Below are 20,666 nucleotides of genomic sequence, written 5' to 3'. Positions count from 1 at the left end.
AAACACACAAATAAAGGGAAAATAGTGTCTGAATCTTCGATTTTTTGCCGTTTAAACCCAAGATGGGCAAATATCAGCAGTTATTCAGACCTTCCTTAAGGACAAGTCGAATTCTTCAATATGGACCCACTGGACTCCGAAAACGCAATGCGTTGCGAGAGGCCATTGAAATTTTAACTGCAAATAAAATTGTATCTGAAATAATTTATCAGAGACCGAATGGTAAGACCGTTACAGTAATCGACACCTTACCAATGAGCCCAGAAGACAATGTACGACTATATAACGAAATCGAAATTAAGCCGAGATATTACGATTGACTTTACTAACTGAAATTTAAATTATGGCTTTTTTTACGAGGGAAAAGCGCGCATTTCTTCTACCACACTCAAAATAATTTTGGATCTTATTTTAATAGAGCGTAGCTAACAGTGAAGCATAATATCAGAAGAAGGCTCAATGAAGAGATGGAAACCGTAGAAACAGATACAGCTCAAGAGATGAATCCTATTAGAGACGACGATAGGGAAAGCTGCTTAACAGAAATGAAGTCAGTCCTATCTCTTGTTAACACGATTAGCTCAATAAAAATTTATCCATACAGTATATCAATCGACAACCAGGGCAATGAAAAGATAAACATGAATCCTACAGGAATTCGATTGTTCCATGCATTGGTTGAGGATGTCCCAAAAGCTTACCAATTATTCCCTAAACACAAGTTCCATCCTGCAATAGAGATTGTCAATGAATGTAGCAATCAAATTAAAGAATGCAACAGATCGTTCAATGACCTTCCCTCAACTGACAAAGTTAGAGTACTGAACCTTTGCTTCGATCGGATAAAAAAAAGACTTAGCTCTGATAATTATAAATTACTCATGCGTCGATTTGAAAATACTCGGAAAAAGAGAAAAAAAAGTATCAACAATACGATTGACCTTGTGTTCGAAAACTTCGCTCGCGCTTTAGTTTTGAGAGTCGATCTATCATACAACCCAAGCCTTGGAATAAAAGGTTTCAAAGAATCTGATCTAAAAAAAATCAAGAATGACTGGAGGAAAATGAGAACCGACCTCCGATCTGAAGTTCTTGGATTGAACTATATTACCAGTATCGCGAGATTAGAGTTCGGGCTAAAAAAAGGCTACCATCTTCATGTCCTCATTTTCCTGGATGGATCCAGTCATAGTCACGATATCAGCTTAGCAAAAATCATTGGAGAGCATTGGGCAAATAATATCACACTCGGTCAAGGGAGAGTTCACAACTGTCAAATCAGAAAACACGAATATCCGGAGCTGGGAATTGGCCAGGTCAACCACAGTAATGAATCTGCACTTAAAACCTTAAAAGGCGTTATTAGCTCTTATCTTTCGAAGTCGGACTGTATAATACAACTTCCATCAGAGTACGGCAGGGTCCTATTCAAGGGCCAAGTCCAACGAAAGTCTAAGCGCGGTAGACCTAGACACATGAGAAATAGCTAGTATTTAATTAATCCCGGACAATAATATGGTCTAAGTGTTCAGTGAAACGTTTTCCAAGACCGTATCTTTTGGAGACATCTAATCTAGCCGCCTCCCAATTTGGGCTCTCAGCAATTCCTTTTATGCCATTGGTAGAGTATCTTTCTGCCAATCCATTTATAATTTTCAAAAATTGAGGTTGGTTCGGAAAAACCTCAAATGAAAAATTTTTGGCTGCTTCGGTTAGCTTATCAGTAGTGCTTTTTTTACTGAAAATAACCTGGAGCATCACGTTCATGAGATTTTCCGAAACTTCGTTGCGCAAATATAGTTTAAGAGCATGTTCTGCCCTCTCTCTTTTGTCCTTTAAAGATACTTGGCTGGAAGTGATTCTATTTTTCTCTTGATGCAAGATGCCGTACCAAACTCTGTTCAACAACCAAAGTACCTCTGACATCCATTCTGGACGCGTCATTCCAGCATTTCTTACACTTCGCTCTCCACACTTCAAAATATGGGAAATCGAGTTCATTAAAAGGCCGGGAGCATAGATATCGTAAACAAGTACGTTGAAGCTGCTGTGATCATATTCGAAACCGAATATTTCTGATTTCCCGCTATCTTTTATCCTTACAATAACAAAGTCCTCGGCGACCCCCATTTTCAACTCTGTCTCATCTGTAAATTTTAGACAATATTCAGCTGGAGTTAATCGTTCAAGGCTTTTTCCAGCTTTTAAATAACAAATAGCATTGCTTCTCTCAATCTGTACGGATCTCTGCCATACAAATTGAGCAATCTCTGTTTTGTCAATTTCGATAAAATCCGGCTTATTCAGAACCAAGTGCGCTGAGACCGATTTCGTTCCTTGCTTTAGTTGAGACAAGCTCCCTCTTGGTGATAGTTTTCTGCCGCCAATAACGAGCAAATCTAACCCTTTTGGGAACCTGGCATAGATCGACTCGGGGCCAGTCATTAGTTCCCCCAGGAGCTCCATCGGATTGCAACCGATGTCCTCAGCGAGTGTGACAAGATGCAAGAGATCTGCGTGGGAGGTCACGAAACAAGCTCTTCCAAATGAGTACCGAGTATCTCCCAAGCACTCTTCATTTCGCGGGCATAGTCATGGCGTTGATAAATTCGCTGCATCCTATTCTCTTCCGTATGGTTTAGGCAGCGCTCAGCGACCTCTGGTAAAACCCCAGATCGTACCATTATCGTGACACCCGTTCTTCGCAGGTCATGCGGTGTCCAACGTCCTCCATCTAAAGATAAAGCTTGCGGCGAAGAACTTCTTCCTTTCAACACCTTGCCTTCCTTGGGCTTCTGACGGTCAGTAATTTGTTTTGTAATGGTCTTTGAGCATACCGGGCCGGTTGCCGCCCTGTTGGGGTAGCACCAATCACTTTCAGAATGCAATTGTTTCAGAGATCGAAACTGCCTAACGGCAAAGGGTGACAGAAATACTGTCAAAGATTTGCCATTTTTGCTGTTCTCCTCCGGTATTACCCAGGTGCCACCCTCTAAATCTACATGTGCCCATCTTGCATTGATTAACTCTCCAATACGGCAGCAAGTAGACAGCGCAATCCAGATCGCTATCTGGCTTGAAACCAAAAGCTTCGAGTTCGCTAACTGTTTCACTAATGATTTAATTTCATCGTCTGATAAAACTCGATCTCGCTCTGTATCCTTACCACCGATCTTGGTTTTCCTTATGCTTGCCGTCGGGTCGTTTTCTATGAAGTCACGATCTACAGCAAATCGGAACATTTGACGCATGAGGCTAAAAGTCAGTTTAGCCATCCGAGTCACACCGCGCCCTAATTGCTTATCGACGATCTCAATAACATGGGATTTTCGAACATCCGCAACAGCCAAGCTGCCGATGGCGGGTAACACGTCTTTCTCAAAAGCCCTTCGAATCTCTCTGCCGCCATCCTTGCGGTTTTTAAGATCAATGACGGCCCAATGCTCAAATACTTCCACAACGGTCTTCCGCGCTGCCTGACGTGCTCTCTCGGCTTCAATTGACTCTCTTTCTGCGGCTAACCTTGCCATTTCCGCTTCGCGCCTTGCTTTTCGCACTGCTTCCTCTGCTTCCAAGTGTTCCTTCACATCCTTGGTTCCACCCTGATAGAGCCTGGAGTATTCACCTGCTTTGGCTCGGGCCTCCCGCAGAGTCAGTCCGTCTTTGCCAGACTGATCGTAATTGCCGATTGGAAGAAAAACGCGATCACCATTCGAACTCGTGTACCTGAAGTAAAATAGCTTTTCACCACTTTTCAAAATACGGGCCATGAAGCGTCCACACCCGCGCGGTGCATCTTCAGTCAGCCAGACTGATTTTCCTGGCTTGGCGTTCATTTGCTTGTCTGTGATGGTAGCCATCAACAGGTATTCCGTTTCAGCTGAATTCTCGTCACCGTTTGGTCACCGTTTCTCGATCGTTTAAACTGGATGGTATAGGATTACATTGGAAAGCTCAAAACTAAAAAAGCAATAAAAACATAGCCTAAGGCAATTCGCTTATATGAGACTGGACTGCTTTGGAGGGTATTTTACCTGCATGGGGTGCAAGGGGTCGTAGGTTCAAATCCTACCGTCCCGACCAGAATTCCCTACACAAAGCCCGGGCCGAAAGGTCCGGGCTTTGTCGTTCTATCAGGCAGCGACCGCCTGCCCACGCTTCTCCCAGGGGTATTCCCGAATCGGCAGGTGAATCAGTGCCGACAACGCCCCGACACCTACACCGATCCACCACACCAGCGTGTAGTTGTGGTAGAGGTCGTACAGGGCTCCACCCAGCCAGACACCAAGAAAGCCGCCAAGCTGGTGCGAAAAGAATACCAGGCCATAGAGCGTGCCCATGTACTTCAAGCCGTAGATGTGCGCAACCAGGCCGGAAGTCAGCGGTACCGTCGCCAACCACAACGAACCCATTGCCACCGAGAAGAGCACCACGCTTTCAGGAGTAATGGGCGCCATGATAAAGGCGGCAGAGACGATTGTCCGTAACAGGTAAATCGTCGCCAGAAGGTACTTGCGCGAGTATCGGTTACCCAACCAGCCGGCCATCAGTGTGCCACCGATATTGAACAGACCGATCAGGGCAATGGAGATGGCGCCGAGCCCGGACGCTGACGTTACCCCCAGCACGTAGATCAGGCTGTCCGGCGTAATTGGCCCACACATTTCCGTAATAAACGCCGGAAAATGCGCGGTGATGAACGCCAGTTGGTACCCGCACGAGAAAAAGCCGATAAAAATGAACAGAAACGAGGGGTCTTTCACCGCTCGCTTCAGCACCACTCCCATCGGTTCATCGGTCGAGACCGAGGGTGCCGCCTTGGGTGCCCGCATGAACAGAAGGGCAAGCATCGACACCGTAATGAAACCGGCCAGCACCATGAACACGCTTTGCCAGGGCATCTGGCTCAGCAGCGCCTGCGCGACGGGCGGGCCAATGATCTGCCCTGCAGAACCGGCTGCGGTTGCAATGCCCAGCGCCATGGAGCGATGCTTTTCCGGGGCAGAGCGCCCTACGACAGCGAGAATGACCCCGAATCCGGTTCCGGCAATCCCGAACCCAACCAGCATCTCCAGGAACTGGTGCTGGCCCGGGGTAATGGCGAATGCCGAGGCAACCAGCCCGACCACGTAACAGATACCGCCCACCAGGATAGCTTTGCGATCACCGTAGCGTTCGGCAAAGGCACCAAAGATGGGTTGCCCGATGCCCCAGAACAGGTTCTGAATGGCGATGGCCAGAGAAAACGACTCCCTTGGCCAGGCAAATTCCAGGGCAATCGGCAGTTGAAACAGACCGAACGAGGCCCGCACGGAAAAACCAACCAGAATAATGATACAACCTGCGACAAGTACAGGGTTGATCAGTCGATCATAGGTGCCGGAGGCCGTGCCAGACATGGTTACAGATTCCCGGAGCTGAACAGTCGGTGCGCCAGAATAAGCGCGAAGCCAATCAGTATACCTGAAGCAGCGAAAGCCAGGGTAAAGCCGCTCAGTTCAAGTAGCAGGCCAAAGAACAGGGGCGCCAGAAAGTGCACCGCCCGGTTTGCCATCAAACGCATACCCAATGCCCCTGCACGCCGCTCACGTTCCACAGATTCCGCCAGGATCACCATGGATAAAGGCTGGGTAAGGCCGGAACCGATACCGACCAGCATGGCCAGGGCAGCCATCAGCAGCAACTGCTCAGACGCCCCCAGAAAAGCCAAGCCAGCGGCAAGGGTACCGAGCGAGAGTAACACTGTCGGCACGCGGCCTCCGGCAAGTGCAATAATGCGCGCCATAAACGGCCGAACCAGCATGGAAACACCGGCTCGAAGACTGACCAGAACTCCGATTATCAACGGGCTGATGGCCAGGCTCTCCAGGTACACTGGCAAATAGCTTCCGTAGACCCCGAGCGCGAACATCCCCAATACCGTGACCAGAATCGACAACTGCACCCCGCGGTTACTGCCGACAAGCTGCCATTGCGCCCGGAAGCCCGCCTGCTGTCGGGTAACATGAATACGCTCCCTCGCCTGCCCGGTCAGGCGGAGTGTTACAACGCCCGAGACCAGCGCAAACAGAGCCATCACAAGGAACACGTACTCGGTATCGGAAGACTTCAGCACAGCACCGGCCAACAGGGGGCCGATAACCTGCCCGCCCGACAGCCAGGTGGCATACCAGCCAAAGTACTGCTCCAGCCTCGGCCCGGTGCCCAGGTTGGAAATGATGGTTTGGGCAGCCAGAACCATCTGGAGGTGAGCCAGCCCCACCAGCAACTGACCAGTCACGAGGCCCGCATAGCCATACCACGCATGCATCGACAACAAGCCTGCCACCATAATGCCCGCCCCGGCCAGCAGCGTGGCCCTGCCACCAAACCGGCTCACGATGCCGCCCAGGGGAATGGCCAGGACCAGCGGTAGCAGATACTGAGCGCTTAACACCGCACCCAGAACGAGCGGAGACGCGCCAAGCTGAAGACCATACACTGGCACCGCCACAATCAGCATTGAGTAGACGACAAAACACAGCGTCAGTGACAGACAGACCGCGAAGAAATTTTGCGAGGCCTCAGAGGCTCCCCCGGAAGAGTCGCGGTGGCTGGAATGGTTGTTTTGCAAGTGGATGCCCGATTCGAATGATGTAGCTAAAACGGGCTATGGTAACGCGAATGGCTCGCAACAGAAACGCGAGGAAAGGAAAAGCCGGGGGAAGCGATCCCCCGGCCCAAGCCGGCTTTATTCAGCCGACGCAATCAGGCTGGCGTTACCGCCGGCCGCTGTGGTGTCGATACACAGATGCCGCTCAATCACGTAGCGTTGATCCAGCTTGTGTTCTGTGATCACCGGCAACAGCGCGCCCTCACGCTTGCTAAGCGCCATGCGATACTGCTTGAGCAGCGGCTTCTCGGCTACGCTCACCACCGCTTCAAATCCGGTCAGGTGGCTCAGAGCGTCCGGATCAAGCATGCCATCGCTGGCAATAACCGGAAGTCCGGCCTTGATGGCATCGGCCAGTGCCTTCTCGGCACCCGGTGCAATCACTACCACCTTGTTACCCTGCGACAGGGCGGTGCCGGCCTGCTCAACGGCAGACTCGGCGTCTGGACCAAGGCACAGCACCAGCCCGCGACCATGGCAGGACAGATGGTTCTGCTCGCCCGTCGGCCCCGGCATCTCCTCGTACCCTTCGTCCAGAGGCGCCGGCACCTTACCGAAGAAGGGCTCCAGCAACGCCTGACGACCTTCCGCTTCCGGTACCGCTGCTTTGGCCAGCTTGTCGATCAGCTTCTGGGCCTTGTCGGTACTGAACACCTTGTCACTGGACTGAGCAGGCTTTTCAACCACCTCACCCCGCAGGAAACGGCGCACGTATTGCGGGCCACCGGCTTTCGGCCCGGTACCAGACAGTCCCTCGCCACCGAATGGCTGGGAGCCGACGATGGCGCCGATCTGGTTACGGTTAACGTAGGTGTTGCCCACCTTGATACGACTGGCAATGTGCTCGATCCGGCGGTCAACGCGGCTATGAATACCGAAAGTCAGACCGTAGCCCTTGGCATTGACGGCATCAATCACCTTGTCGATGTCCTTGGCTTCAAACGTAGCCACGTGCAGAACCGGGCCGAAAATCTCCTCTTCCAGCTCTTCAATTCCGCTCACCTGAAGCACTGCCGGCGACACGAACAGGCCCGTCTCCGGTACGTTGAGTTTCTTGAGCAGTTTGCCTTGCTGCTCGAATTTCTGGCAATGGTCGGTAATCTTCTTGCGGGCATTTTCGTCGATCACCGGGCCCACATCGGTCGACAACTGCCACGGATCACCAATACCAAGTTCCTCCATGGCACCGTAGAGCATGTCCAGGAGATTATCGGCAATGTCCTTCTGTACATACAGCATGCGAAGTGCAGAACAGCGCTGACCGGCACTCTGGAAGGAGGATGCCAGCACGTCACGCACCACCTGCTCCGGCAACGCGGTGGAATCCACGATCATGGCGTTCAGGCCACCGGTTTCTGCCACCAGCGGTGCATCCGGCTCCATGTGTTCAGTCATGGCCTTGTTGATCCGCTGCGCCGTGGCGGTTGAACCCGTGAAACACACGCCGGTCACCCGGGCATCTGAGGTCAGTCCGGAACCCACGGTGGCGCCGGTACCAGGCAATAGCTGGATCGCAGCCCGGGGGATGCCCGCCTGATGCATCAGCTCCACGGCCCGGAAGGCCAGCAGCGAGGTTTGTTCTGCCGGCTTGGCCACCACCGCGTTACCGGCCGCCAGGTTCGCCAGAATCTGGCCAGTAAAGATCGCCAGCGGGAAGTTCCAGGGCGAGATGCAGCACATCACACCACGGGCTTCGCCGTCATTCTTGTAACGAATGCCTTCATTGGCATAGAACATGGCAAAATCCACGGCCTCACGAATCTCGGCCACGGCATCCAGCAGGGATTTGCCTGCTTCTCGGGTGGTCAACGCAAACAGCTCGTGCACATTCTCTTCGTAAAGGTCGCCGACCCTGCGAATCATGGCCGCACGCTCTTCCGCCGGTACCGAAGACCACTGTTTGAAGCCGTCCTGAGCGGCGTCCAGAGCTGACGAAATATCCACGTCTGAGGTATAGGTGATGTGACCGACCAGGTCGTCCGGGTTTGCAGGATTCCGTACCTCAACCACTTCGTCACTGACAGAATCCACGGCCAGTATCGGGCCACCTTTCCACTGATGGCTCTTGTAACGATTACGACCTTCATCAATCTCGGCCACCGTCACCGGATCCGTAATATCCCATCCTTTGGAGTTTCGACGCTGCTCACCAAAGATTTTCGACGGGTGCACAATCGCTTTGCTGGACAGGTTTTGGCCAAGGCCCACCACCACGTCAATAGGGTCTTTGGCGATTTCTTCCGGGGTGATGCTGGTATCCACAATCTGGTTAACAAAGGAACTGTTGGCACCGTTCTCCAGCAACCGGCGAACCAGGTAAGCCAGCAGGTCTTTGTGGGCGCCCACCGGCGCGTAGATCCGGCAAGGCACACCACTGTCCTCCAGAACCTGATCGTGCAGGGATTCGCCCATACCATGCAGGCGCTGGAATTCGAATTTATCCCGACTCAGATCCTTGGCCAGTTCCAGCACCGCTGACACCGAATGGGCATTGTGGGTGGCAAACTGCGGGTAGATACGGTCGGTCATGCCCAGAAGCTTGCGAGCACCGGCCAGGTAAGCGACGTCGCTGCAGGCCTTGCGGGTGAAGACCGGAAAGTCTGACAGGCCCATCACCTGGGCACGCTTGATCTCGGCATCCCAGTAAGCACCTTTAACCAGCCGCACCATGATGCGGCGATCCAGTTTTTCAGAAAGCGCATAGAGCCAGTCGAGGGTCTGCGAGGCGCGCTTGCCGAACGCCTGAACAACAACACCAAAACCTTGCCAGTCTTTCAGTTCCGGGTCGGACAGGATGGCCTCAATCACATCCAGGGAGAGATCAAGACGATCCTGCTCTTCGGCATCAATATTGAAGCCCATGTTGGCCGCTGCCGCCTTTCTGGCGAGCTTGAGTGCCCGGGGCATGAGCTCATTCATCACCCGCTCTTTATGCCCGTACTCATAGCGTGCCAGCAGCGCCGACAGCTTCACCGAGATACCCGGATTCGTCCTCACATCGCCTTTGCAGCGCTTGCTGATGCTGTCAATGGCATCAGAGTACGCCTGGTAATAACGCTGAGCATCGGCATCGGTGCGCGCCGCTTCGCCCAGCATGTCATAGGAATAGGTATAGCCCCTCTCTTCCTGGGACTTGCCGCGGTCCTGTGCCTCTTCAATGGTACGACCCAGTACAAACTGGCGCCCCATTTCCTTCATGGCCTGGCCCGCCACGGTGCGCACAACCGGTTCGCCCAGGCGCTTTACCAGCTTGCGCAAGGTATCCCCCACACTCTGGCGCTCGGAATCCTTCAGCAGGTTGCTGGTCATCAGCAGCGCCAGGGTGGCCGAGTTGATCATTCCGGATTTGGCTTTGCCCACGTGAGCACCCCAGTTGCCAGAGGTGATCTTGTCTTCGATCAGGTCCTGGATGGTGAGGTTGTCGGGTACCCGCAGCAAAGCCTCCGCCAGGCACATAAGAGCCACACCTTCTTTGGTGGTCAGCCCATATTCGGCGAGAAACTTTTCCATGATGGTCGGGCGTGCGCTGTTGCGGACATCCCGCACCAGCTCTGCCGCCCGGACCGAGATCGCCTTTCGGGTTTCATCCGACAACTGGGCCTCAGCAATCAGCCGGTGAATCACTTCATGTTCATCTGCCAGGTAGTTTGCACGGATCGCCTGGCGAATGTCGTTAAGTTCCGGTGCCACAGATTGCTGAAGACTCATGGTGTACCCTCCTGATTGTTTGAATACTGACCGCATTTTAGCGAAGCAGGTACATGCAATTAGCCTGTTCAGCATCACAATAGATTATTATTTTCCTTTTTTAGTACCCTAAAAATTATCTATAAGCCTGCACTTTCGCTAATATTGGACGTTTCGGCCTTTTAAAAAAATTCATCCACTATCTCAAAGGATAGCAGTCATGGCAGATCTCGACAGAATCGATCTTTCCATCATCCGGGAACTGCAGAAGAACGGCCGTATTACCGTGACAGACCTTGCTTCCCGGGTCGGTTTATCAAAGACTCCCTGTCAGGTACGAATGAAACGGCTGGAAGATCAGGGATACATTACCGGCTACAGCGCCATGGTGAATCAGACCAAGCTGGGGCTCTCTCATGTTGCGTTCGCCCAGGTCACCCTGAATGACACCAGCAGCAAGGCACTGGCGGCGTTCAATGAGGCCGTCCGGCAAATCTCCGCGGTGGAGCAGTGTCATATGATGGCGGCGAATTTCGACTATCTTCTGAAAATACGTACCCGCAACATGGCTGAATACCGCCAGGTTCTGGGAGAACAGATCTCCAGCCTGCCCCACGTACTCCAGACCAGCACTTTTGTCGTGATGGAAAACGTTAAAGACCGAGGACAGTAAGATGCGGATCGTTGTTGCCCCCGACTCTTTCAAGGAATGTCTCTCAGCGCAGCAAGTTGCCTCTGCCATCGCCCGTGGTTGGCGCAACGCTGCCCCGGAGGATGAGATTGTAGAAATCCCCCTCGCCGATGGGGGTGAAGGAACCACAGTGGCCCTGACAGAGGCTCTGGGCGGGCAACTGCATACGGTGGCCGTCACGGGCCCGCTGGGTGAGCATCTAGAGGCCCGCTTTGGCCTGGCCAATAACAACGAAACCGCCGTGATCGAGGTAGCTGAAGCCAGTGGCTTGCATTGTGTACCCGCCGGGGCCCGTGATGCGCTCCGGGCAACCAGCCGTGGTACTGGAGACTTGATTCTGGCAGCCCTGAAACACCGGCCGAAAACATTGATCATGGGCCTGGGAGGAAGCGCCACAACGGATGGCGGCGCTGGTATGTTACAGGCTCTGGGGGCGCGCCTGCTGGATAACCAGGGCGAGGAAATCGGGCCCGGCGGTGCGGGCCTGGCACGACTGGCCACGGCAGACCTTGAACCTGCCATTCGCAGACTCAACGGCATCCAGTTGATTGTGGCCTGTGATGTCACCAATCCGTTGCTGGGCCCGGAGGGAGCGGCAGCGGTTTTCGGGCCACAGAAAGGCGCCAATGAAGACGACGTTCGTCAGCTGGACGCCAGTCTTGCGCATTTTTCCCGTCTGGTTAAGGCGCAGGGGCTGGACATTGCCAGCTTTCCCGGCAGTGGCGCGGCCGGGGGTATCGGTGGCACGGTCAAGGGTATTCTGGGCGCCCGACTCCAACCGGGAATAGAGCTGGTGATGGAGGCCGTCAAACTGGAGCAGCATATCCGCAACGCGGATCTGGTGATCACCGCGGAAGGTGCCATCGATGCTCAAAGCGCCTTTGGAAAAACGCCGGCCGGGGTGTCCAGACTGGCACATGCCTGCGGTGTACCAGTGATTGGCCTGTGTGGAAAATTAGGGGCTGAACTGGCTCCGCTCCATAGCGTTGGGTTAACAGCGGCTTTCTCGATCACCCCCGCGCCCATCACCCTGACGGAAGCCTATGGCCGGGCAGAAGCGAACCTCGAGAAGTCTTCAGAACAGCTGGCGCGCCTGTCGCACAGTTTATCACGCCGGTGAAGCGGTTTTCCGTAATCCGGTGAGTTCTACCCGGCCGCGGGCCAACCGAACCTGGCCCCGGCGTTCGAGTTCTTTCAGCAGTCGGCTGACCACTTCCCTGGCCGTTCCCAGCTCCACGGCCAGCTCCTGATGGGTAATATTCAGTACACTCTGACCATCAGCCGCACGTGCCTGAAGCCACTCCGCCAGACGCTCATCCATACGGTGAAACGCTACTTCTTCAACCAACAACATCAGATCGTCAAGTCGACGGCCATAGGACTCCATAATCCCCAGCCGGAACTCTGCCGACTGATCCATCAGCCGATCGAACAATCCGCGCGGGATAATGGCGGCTTCTGCCTCATCTTCAACGATGGCTTCAGCCCGGTAGCCACGCCCCGTCATCAGACAGCCAATGGACAACGTGCAGATATCGTCAGCGCCCATACGGTAGAGCACGATGCTGTGGCCAGATGCTCCGGTCATCTGCACCTTGATACTGCCATCCAGCACCAGGGGAAGCCCCCGGCAATGTTCTCCGGCACTGAACAGCACCTGCCCGGGAGGGAAACGCATGGCCTGGAGACCCTCCAGGGCATCTTTGCGCAGGGAGTCGTGTAGTGTGTCGAGAATACTGTGCCTGGCCATTCCGCATTGCCTTGTATCGAAAGTCGTCTGCCTGTGTGACTTTATCACTGAACCCGACCAATAACAGGCCTATAGTCAAACCATCATCCGACATCACACAGGAGAGACCAAGATGACGGTAAACATGGGTTCCGCTGATCGTATTATTCGTGCCATCGTGGGTGTTGTCCTGCTGGCCCTGGTCTTTGTTGGCCCTCAGACACCCTGGGGCTGGATTGGCATTGTACCGCTGGCCACAGCACTGGTGGGTAACTGCCCTGCCTATTCCCTGCTCGGCATCAAGACCTGCAAAACAAAATAGGCCTGCAAGCTCCAGAAACACAAAGGCCAGAGCAGCTCGCGCCACTCTGGCCTTTTGTCGTTCTTCAATGCAGACAGGCTTACGGCTGCCTCAACGCACCGGCGTGTTCAGCACATCCAGCACTTCCTCAAGCTCGGTGATCATCTGACGGATCAACTGCTTGTACTGTGAGGTATCATCCTTCACTTCGCTGCTGCTGAGCTTCTGTTTGGCACCACCAATGGTGTAGCCCTGATCGTACAGCAGGCTGCGGATCTGGCGGATGGTGATCACATCCGCGCGTTGATAGTAACGGCGATTGCCCCGGCGCTTGACCGGCGACAGCTGCGGGAATTCCTGCTCCCAATAGCGCAACACATGCGCCTTGACCGCACATAGCTCGGCTACTTCACCAATGGTGAAATAACGCTTCCCCGGAATAACCGGGAGCTCATTGTTATGACTGGGTTCCAGCATACGCTTCTACTTTCTGCTTCAGTTTCTGACCTGGTCGAAACGTAACTACGCGCCGTGCACTGATGGGAATTTCCTCACCCGTTTTCGGGTTCCGTCCCGGTCGCTGCTTCTTGTCCCTGAGATCGAAGTTGCCGAAACCCGACAACTTCACCTGCTCGTTGTGGCTGAGTGCGCCTCTGATTTCGTCGAAGAAAGCTTCCACCATTTCCTTGGCTTCCCGCTTGTTAAGCCCCAACTCCTCGTACAAGCGCTCCGCCATGTCCGCTTTCGTCAAAGCCGCCATCTGTCAACTCCTCAGTGTTGCCCCCAACTCTTCTTTAAGGGCATCGATAACCCCGTTGAAGAGCGAATGCACTTCGTCCTCGTTAAGCGTGCGTTCAGGATGCTGCCAGAACAGGCTCAGAGCCAGGCTTCGGTTACCCTCACCCAGGCTTTCACCTTCATAGACATCAAACACACGCAACGCCGTGAGGTGCTCGCCAGCATGTTTACGGGCCACATGTTCTACCTGGGCGAACGCCACATCGCTCCCGATAATGATAGCCAAATCCCGGCGAACTTCCGGGAATTTTGAAATATCTTTGAAATTAGGCACATAACCGGCAACGATCGAATTCAAGAATAGCTCAAACATCAGGATCGTGCCATTAAGTTCAAGATTTTTCTGAACTTGTGGATGCAGTGCACCCAGCCAGCCCACATGCTCGCCATCCCTCAACAGTTCCGCCGTCTGGCCCGGATGCAGCGCAGGGTGCTGGCTGGCAATAAAATCAACCTCGATGCCAAGCAGTCGGAACAGGCTTTCCAATTCCCCTTTTACATCAAAGAAATCCGTGGTTCTGCGACCGTTTACCCAGTTTTCAGGATTCTGGTTACCAACCACCACCCCTGCCAGCATCGGCTGCTGACTGATGCCATCGGCATCCTGAACGAATCGCAAACCGGTCTCAAACAGGCGAATACGGGGCTGCTGCCGGTTCTGGTTGTAGCCCACGGTTTTAAGCAGGCCGCTCCACAGCGTCGTGCGCATCACCGAAAGATCCGACGAGATGGGATTGGCCAACGCAATCCCCTCACGTTCCGGATCCACGAGCTGTTGAACCCTGGGATCAACAAAGCTGTAGGTCACCGCTTCCTGGTAGCCCTGGGCGACGAAAAAGTTACGCACAGCAGACAGCGGCCGAACCGCTTCTTCCCGGGCCCGCAGCCCAAGCGAGCCGGTTGGCTCGGTGACCGGCAGATTGTTATAACCAAAAATGCGACCGACCTCTTCGATCAGGTCTTCTTCGATGGAAATATCCGGCCGGAAGCTGGGCACACTGATACGCCAGCCGTCTTTCAACAGCTTGTCGATGTGCAGGCCAAGCCGGCTGAGAATCTCTTCAACGGTAGTGCGGTCAATTCTAAGCCCCAACACATCCGCCAGGCGCTGCTCACGCAGATCAATCACCCGCGCCTTTGGCAGGTGTTCCTTGCTGGCCACTTCGACAATTTCGCCGGGCTCACCCCCGACAATAGCCATCAGCAGACCGGTTGCCCGCTCCATGGCATCCCGTGCCAGCTCATAATCCACGCCCCGCTCAAAACGGTGGGAGGCATCTGTATGCAAGCCATATTGACGAGCCTTGCCGGCCAGCGTGATCGGGTCAAAATAGGCGGATTCAAGCACCAGATCCCGGGTTTTCTCACTCACCCCGGAATGCTCGCCCCCCATCACACCGGCAATGGCCACTGGCTTCTCGTGGTCGGCAATCACCAGCGTTTCCGGAGTAAGCTCGACCTCCTGACCGTCCAGCAATACCAGCTTTTCGCCCGAGCCAGCCATACGCACAACAATCCCACCTTTGATCTCATCCCGGTCAAAGGCATGCATGGGCTGGCCCAGTTCCAGCATGACGTAGTTGGTGACATCCACCGCCGCATCAATGGAACGGATACCGGAACGACGCAGCTTCTCCTGCATCCAGAGCGGCGTTTCTGCCTGCAGATTGACGTTTCGCAGAACACGCCCCAGATAACGGGGGCAACCCTCAGGGGCTTCCACCCGGATATCAGGCACTTCCGAGTGCACCGCTTCCACGTGCGGAATGGAAGGCGCATTGGTGACCAGGCGGTTCAACACGCCCACTTCCCGGGCCAGGCCCTTGATGGACAGACAGTCGCTGCGATTCGGGGTCAGATCCACATCAATGGTGATGTCATTCAGCTTCAGATAGTCAACCACCGGCTGCCCAACCGGGGCATCCTCCGGGAGCTCCATCAGGCCGTCATGGTTATCTGACAAGCCCAGCTCGGATTCCGAACACAGCATACCCTCGGAGGGCTGACCCCGGAGCTTGGCTTTCTTGATCTTGAAATTGCCGGGCAGCACAGCGCCCACCTCGGCAAAAGGCACCTTCAGCCCGTCGCGAACATTGGGGGCACCACAGACCACCTGCACGGTCTGCTCGCCATTGCTCACCTGACATACCCGCAGCTTGTCGGCATCCGGATGGGGCGCAACGGAAATAACCTCACCCACAACCACGCCGGAAAATTCGCCAGCCACGGTCTCAAAGCCGTCGACTTCCAGCCCCGCCATGGTGATCTGGTCCATCAACTCCTGAGAGCCAATGTTCGGGTTTACCCACTCGCGCAGCCACTGTTCACTGAATTTCATTATCCTGGTCCTGTCCTGATTCGGTTGATTCTGAGCCTGTTACGCCAATTCCTGGTGTCGTATCAACGGAACTGACGAAGGAAACGCAGGTCGTTTTCGAAGAACATACGCAGGTCTTTTACTCCATAACGAAGCATGGCCAGGCGCTCGACACCCAGACCAAAAGCAAACCCGCGATATTCCTCGGAATCAATACCGCAATATTCGAACACTTTCGGATGCACCATGCCGCAGCCCATCACTTCCAGCCACTTGATGCTGCCATCCGGCTCACGTCCCCATTCAATATCCACTTCCGCCGATGGTTCGGTGAACGGGAAGTAGGAGGGACGGAAGCGAACTTTCAGATCCCGCTCAAAGAAAACCCTGAGGAATTCCTCCACCGTGCTTTTCAGGTCCGCGAAGCTGACATTCTTCTCCACCAGCAGACCTTCCACCTGATGGAACATAGGGGTGTGAGTCATATCGGAATCACAGCGATAGACCCGTCCGGGGCAGATCATGCGGAACGGTGGCTTGCCTGCCTCCATGGTCCGGATCTGTACCGGCGAGGTGTGGGTACGAAGCAAGGTACCCGGATTGAAATAGAAAGTATCGTGCATGGCACGAGCCGGGTGGTGCCCGGGAATATTCAGAGCTTCGAAGTTGTGGTAATCGTCTTCGATTTCAGGCCCCTGCTCTACGCTATAACCGGCACGGGCAAAGATTTCCTCAATGCGCTGCAGGGTGCGGGTTACCGGATGCAAACCACCCAGGTCCTGCCCCCTTCCCGGCAGTGTTACGTCAATGGATTCCGCCGCAAGCCTGGCTTCAATGGCCGCTTTCTCAAGATCTGCCCGCCGTGCGTTGATGGCTTGCTCCACCTGCCCCTTGGCTTCATTGATCTTCTGGCCGGCCGCAGGGCGCTCCTCCGCAGAGAGCTTGCCCAGAGTTTTTGCCTGCTGGGTAATCACACCCTTTTTGCCGAGGTATTCCACACGAATTTGATCAAGCGCCTGCAGGTTGTCGGCCTTTTCTACGGCATTCAACCCGTCCTGAACCAGTTGCTCCAGGTTTTCCATTGACCCTGCTCCAAACCAGAAATGGGGTAGGTTAAAACAAAAATAGGGGAAGAGCGTGCCCTTCCCCTATCAGAAGGCGCCGTCATGAAACATGGGGCGCCCGGATCGATCAGCAATCGATGAAAGAGCTTAAGCGATCACAGGGACGCTTTGGCCTTCTCAACAACAGCGGCAAACGCCTGCTGTTCGTTCATGGCCAGATCAGCCAGAACCTTACGATCGATTTCAACATTCGCCTTCTTCAGACCAGCGATCAGACGGCTGTAAGACAGACCGTTTGCACGGGCGCCAGCGTTGATACGGGCAATCCACAGAGCGCGGAATGCACGCTTACGGTTGCGACGGTCACGGTAGGCATACTGACCGGCCTTGATAACCGCTTGCTTGGCAACGCGGTAAACACGGCTACGGGCACCGTAGTAACCTTTGGCCTGATTGAGAATCTTCTTGTGACGACGACGTGCTACCACGCCACGCTTTACACGAGCCATACTTTAATCCTTCTACCTTTACTTTCTAAGGAATGATTCGCGCGGCTGAATCAGCACGCGGTCATGCGCTTGATAGACGCTACGTCCGACTTGGCGATGAGCTTGGTACCGCGCAGCTGACGCTTACGCTTCGGGCTCTTCTTGGTCAGGATGTGGCTGGTGAAGGACTGCTTGTGCTTGAAGCCAGTGGCGGTCTTCTTGAACCGCTTGGTAGCTCCGCTCTTGGTTTTCATCTTCGGCATTTTTAAAACTCCGCATTCTATTTTGGATAAACAATTGTGCCCCTGAACGACAAATCCCCCGCTAATGCGGGGGACCCGTCACGGGATCAGGTTCACTTCTTCTTGCGGGGTGCGATAACCATGGTCATCTGCCGGCCTTCCATTTTCGGCCGCATCTCAACCTGGGCTATTTCTGCCACATCTTCCTCAATCCGCTGCATGAGCTTCATACCAATTTCCTGGTGAGCCATCTCACGTCCACGGAACCGGATTGTGATCTTGCCGCGGTCCCCGTTCTCAAGGAAACGTACCAGGTTGCGTAGTTTGACCTGATAATCCCCTTCTTCCGTTCCTGGTCGGAACTTCAGCTCTTTGACCTGCGTCTGCTTCTGCTTTTTCTTGGCAGCCGCCTTGGCCTTTTTCTCTTCAAAGATCTTCTTGCCGTAGTCCATTATCTTACAGACGATCGGATCGGAATCCGTAACCTGCACCAGATCCAGGGTCGCCTCTTCCGCCATACGCAGGGCGTCTTCGATCGGAACAATCCCGACCTGATTGCCTTCGGCATCAATCAGTCGGACTTCAGTTGCGTCAATGTTCTCATTGATAGGCGCCTTGGGTGCGCGCCCACCCCGATTCGCTCGCTGTTTAATAATCAGATCTCCGTTTTGGTTCTACCTTTGCGCTCGACGTCCGCTGCAAGCAGCTTTTCAAAATCGTCGACCGACATGGTTCCCAGGTCTTCGCCCTTACGTGTCCGGACGGCAACGGCGTTGTTCTCGATTTCTTTATCGCCAACAACAACCAGATAGGGAACCTTATTTAGAGTATGCTCGCGGATTTTAAAGCCGATCTTCTCGTTTCTCAAGTCAGCATTAACCCGATAGCCTAAAGAATCCAGTTTTTTGGCCAGATTCTGACAGTAATCACGCTGTTTATCGGTAATATTCAGGACAGCAACCTGTGTCGGTGCCAGCCAGGTCGGGAAAGCACCCTCGTACTCCTCGATCAGGATACCGATGAAGCGCTCAAAGGAACCCAGTACAGCCCGATGCAGCATAACCGGCGTTTTGCGCTCGGAATTGTCGGCCACATACTGCGCCCCCAGACGACCCGGCATCGAGAAGTCGACCTGGATGGTACCACACTGCCATACCCGACCGAGGCAATCTTTCAGAGAAAATTCGATCTTCGGGCCGTAGAAGGCACCTTCGCCCGGCAACAGCTCCCAGTCAACCCCTTCACGGTTCAGCGCCTGCTCGAGCGCTGCCTCGGCTTTGTCCCAGACTTCGTCCGACCCTACCCGCTTTTCAGGGCGGGTGGACAGCTTGTAAAGAATTTCACTGAAGCCGAAGTCTGCATATATCTCGTGCAACATGGCAATAAATGCAGACACTTCTTCCTGGATAGCATCTTCCTCACAGAAGATATGGGCATCATCCTGGGTAAAACCACGCACCCGCATCAGGCCATGCAACGCGCCAGAAGCTTCATTCCGGTGACAGGAGCCAAACTCGGCCAGGCGCAGTGGCAGATCCTTGTAGCTTTTCAGCCCCTGATTAAACACCTGCACGTGACACGGACAGTTCATGGGCTTGATGGCGTAATCGTGCTTCTCGGACTCAGTGGTAAACATGTCGTCCTTGAACTTGTCCCAGTGGCCGGACTTTTCCCACAGGGTCCGCGACACCACCTGAGGTGTCTTGATCTCCTTGTAGCCATGCTTATGCTGCTGGGCACGCATGTACTGTTCCACCTCCTGATAGAGGGACCAGCCATCCGGATGCCAGAACACCATACCCGGGGCTTCTTCCTGCATGTGGAACAGGCCCAGCTTCTTGCCAATCTTGCGATGATCCCTTTTTTCAGCTTCTTCCAGGCGGTGCAGGTAGGCCTTGAGGTCTTTCTTGTTACCCCAGGCCGTACCGTAGATACGCTGCAACTGCTCATTGCTGGTATCGCCACGCCAATAGGCCCCGGCCACCTTGGTCAGCTTGAAGGCCTTGAGCTTACCGGTGCTGGGCACGTGAGGACCACGGCAAAGATCGATGAAGTCGCCCTGACGATAGAACGACAGGTCTTCCTCTCCCGGAATATCCTCGATGATGCGAACCTTGTACTCCTCGCCCATCTCGTTAAACAGCTTGATCGCTTCGTCCCGGGACATAATGGAACGGGATACCGGCAGATCCTGCTTGGCCAGCTCTTCCATGCGCTTCTCGATACGCGCCATGTCTTCGTTGGTAAACGGGCGCTCATATTTGAAGTCGTAGTAGAAGCCGTTCTCGATTACCGGACCGATGGTGACCTGGGCGCCAGGGAACAGCTCCTGAACCGCCATGGCCATCAGGTGAGCAGTGGAGTGGCGAATAATATCCACGCCTTCTTCATCACGCTCCGTCACAATCGCCAGCTCTGTATCGTTTTCAATCAGGTGGCTGGTATCCACAAGCTTTCCGTTAACCTTTCCGGCCAGGGCCGCTTTGGCCAGGCCCGCGCCAATGTCTGCGGCAACGTCGTGTACGGTTACGGGTTCAGCAAAACTGCGATGACTGCCATCTGGCAGGGTAATGACGGGCATGATGATCTCCTCGTGGTTTCTCAGCGGTGATCTATACCAAAGATCACTTGGTTGCCGGGCTGCGCGACACAAACCGCGAGCCGGATTTGAGGGCGAGTCTAACAGAAAAAAACCCG

18 protein-coding genes are annotated in these 20,666 nt (G+C 54.1%); 4 read left to right on the top strand and 14 right to left on the bottom strand.

The genetic code is table 11. The features are described 5' to 3' along the window. Positions 1–431 precede the first annotated feature (431 nt). Complete coding sequence (locus tag ACSSVV_RS16670; RefSeq protein ID WP_152526081.1) at positions 432–1,490, top strand: YagK/YfjJ domain-containing protein; 1,059 nt, start codon at positions 432–434, stop codon at positions 1,488–1,490. Positions 1,491–1,497: 7 nt separating this feature from the next. Here ACSSVV_RS16670 and ACSSVV_RS16665 read toward each other — a convergent pair whose 3' ends face one another. The 5 genes from ACSSVV_RS16665 to putA form a co-directional block, all read right to left on the bottom strand. Then, the gene (locus tag ACSSVV_RS16665) at positions 1,498–2,445 is read right to left on the bottom strand and encodes a hypothetical protein (protein ID WP_454106596.1); all 948 of its coding nucleotides are present in this window, start codon (positions 2,443–2,445) and stop codon (positions 1,498–1,500) included. A gap of 80 nt (positions 2,446–2,525) precedes the next feature. After that, positions 2,526–3,860 (bottom strand): site-specific integrase, encoded by a 1,335-nt coding sequence (locus ACSSVV_RS16660; protein WP_023009302.1) that lies wholly within the window; start codon positions 3,858–3,860, stop codon positions 2,526–2,528. 273 nt (positions 3,861–4,133) lie between these two features. Then, on the bottom strand, positions 4,134–5,399 hold the full coding sequence (locus tag ACSSVV_RS16655; protein ID WP_022990933.1) for an MFS transporter: 1,266 nt from the start codon (positions 5,397–5,399) through the stop codon (positions 4,134–4,136). A 2-nt stretch (positions 5,400–5,401) separates the two neighbouring features. Continuing rightward, a complete protein-coding gene (locus tag ACSSVV_RS16650) occupies positions 5,402–6,613 on the bottom strand; it encodes an MFS transporter (RefSeq protein WP_454106595.1) in 1,212 nt (403 codons plus the stop codon). Positions 6,614–6,730: 117 nt separating this feature from the next. After that, complete coding sequence (gene putA / locus ACSSVV_RS16645; RefSeq protein ID WP_454106594.1) at positions 6,731–10,360, bottom strand: bifunctional proline dehydrogenase/L-glutamate gamma-semialdehyde dehydrogenase PutA; 3,630 nt, start codon at positions 10,358–10,360, stop codon at positions 6,731–6,733. A gap of 199 nt (positions 10,361–10,559) precedes the next feature. On the opposite strand from putA, the gene ACSSVV_RS16640 reads away from it, so the two are divergent. Together ACSSVV_RS16640 and ACSSVV_RS16635 are read left to right on the top strand one after the other, a co-directional pair. Next, on the top strand, positions 10,560–11,012 hold the full coding sequence (locus ACSSVV_RS16640) for a winged helix-turn-helix transcriptional regulator (RefSeq protein ID WP_011785524.1): 453 nt from the start codon (positions 10,560–10,562) through the stop codon (positions 11,010–11,012). A gap of 1 nt (position 11,013) precedes the next feature. Next, on the top strand, positions 11,014–12,150 hold the full coding sequence (locus ACSSVV_RS16635; RefSeq protein WP_022990936.1) for a glycerate kinase: 1,137 nt from the start codon (positions 11,014–11,016) through the stop codon (positions 12,148–12,150). On the opposite strand, the gene ACSSVV_RS16630 is transcribed toward ACSSVV_RS16635, so the two are convergent. Further along, positions 12,139–12,780 (bottom strand): Crp/Fnr family transcriptional regulator, encoded by a 642-nt coding sequence (locus tag ACSSVV_RS16630; RefSeq protein ID WP_022990937.1) that lies wholly within the window; start codon positions 12,778–12,780, stop codon positions 12,139–12,141. The genes ACSSVV_RS16635 and ACSSVV_RS16630 overlap by 12 nt on opposite strands. Before the next feature lie 112 nt (positions 12,781–12,892). Here ACSSVV_RS16630 and ACSSVV_RS16625 point away from each other — a divergent pair, with 112 nt between their 5' ends. Then, a complete protein-coding gene (locus ACSSVV_RS16625) occupies positions 12,893–13,081 on the top strand; it encodes a YgaP family membrane protein (protein WP_011785527.1) in 189 nt (62 codons plus the stop codon). Between the two features lie 90 nt (positions 13,082–13,171). Here ACSSVV_RS16625 and ACSSVV_RS16620 read toward each other — a convergent pair whose 3' ends face one another. The 8 genes from ACSSVV_RS16620 to thrS form a co-directional block, all read right to left on the bottom strand. After that, on the bottom strand, positions 13,172–13,537 hold the full coding sequence (locus ACSSVV_RS16620) for a MerR family transcriptional regulator (RefSeq protein ID WP_011785528.1): 366 nt from the start codon (positions 13,535–13,537) through the stop codon (positions 13,172–13,174). Continuing rightward, the gene (gene ihfA, locus ACSSVV_RS16615; RefSeq protein WP_011785529.1) at positions 13,518–13,820 is read right to left on the bottom strand and encodes an integration host factor subunit alpha; all 303 of its coding nucleotides are present in this window, start codon (positions 13,818–13,820) and stop codon (positions 13,518–13,520) included. The genes ACSSVV_RS16620 and ihfA overlap by 20 nt, the downstream gene beginning before the upstream one ends. A gap of 3 nt (positions 13,821–13,823) precedes the next feature. Then, positions 13,824–16,196, bottom strand: coding sequence for a phenylalanine--tRNA ligase subunit beta (pheT, locus tag ACSSVV_RS16610; RefSeq protein ID WP_022990939.1), 2,373 nt, complete (start codon positions 16,194–16,196; stop codon positions 13,824–13,826). A gap of 62 nt (positions 16,197–16,258) precedes the next feature. Then, the gene (gene pheS, locus ACSSVV_RS16605) at positions 16,259–17,257 is read right to left on the bottom strand and encodes a phenylalanine--tRNA ligase subunit alpha (protein WP_011785531.1); all 999 of its coding nucleotides are present in this window, start codon (positions 17,255–17,257) and stop codon (positions 16,259–16,261) included. Between the two features lie 137 nt (positions 17,258–17,394). Then, positions 17,395–17,748, bottom strand: a complete 354-nt coding sequence (gene rplT / locus ACSSVV_RS16600; protein WP_011785532.1) for a 50S ribosomal protein L20 — start codon at positions 17,746–17,748, stop codon at positions 17,395–17,397. A gap of 50 nt (positions 17,749–17,798) precedes the next feature. Then, a complete protein-coding gene (gene rpmI, locus ACSSVV_RS16595) occupies positions 17,799–17,990 on the bottom strand; it encodes a 50S ribosomal protein L35 (RefSeq protein ID WP_007151842.1) in 192 nt (63 codons plus the stop codon). 92 nt (positions 17,991–18,082) lie between these two features. After that, on the bottom strand, positions 18,083–18,628 hold the full coding sequence (gene infC / locus ACSSVV_RS16590; RefSeq protein WP_081432078.1) for a translation initiation factor IF-3: 546 nt from the start codon (positions 18,626–18,628) through the stop codon (positions 18,083–18,085). Further along, complete coding sequence (gene thrS, locus ACSSVV_RS16585; protein WP_286715365.1) at positions 18,625–20,550, bottom strand: threonine--tRNA ligase; 1,926 nt, start codon at positions 20,548–20,550, stop codon at positions 18,625–18,627. The genes infC and thrS overlap by 4 nt, the downstream gene beginning before the upstream one ends. Between the last annotated feature and the right edge of the window lie 116 nt (positions 20,551–20,666).

The organism is Marinobacter sp. MBR-105, from assembly GCF_053628895.1.
The sequence above is the reverse complement of the archived record's forward strand: the minus strand, read 5'-3'. Positions and strand labels throughout refer to the sequence as shown.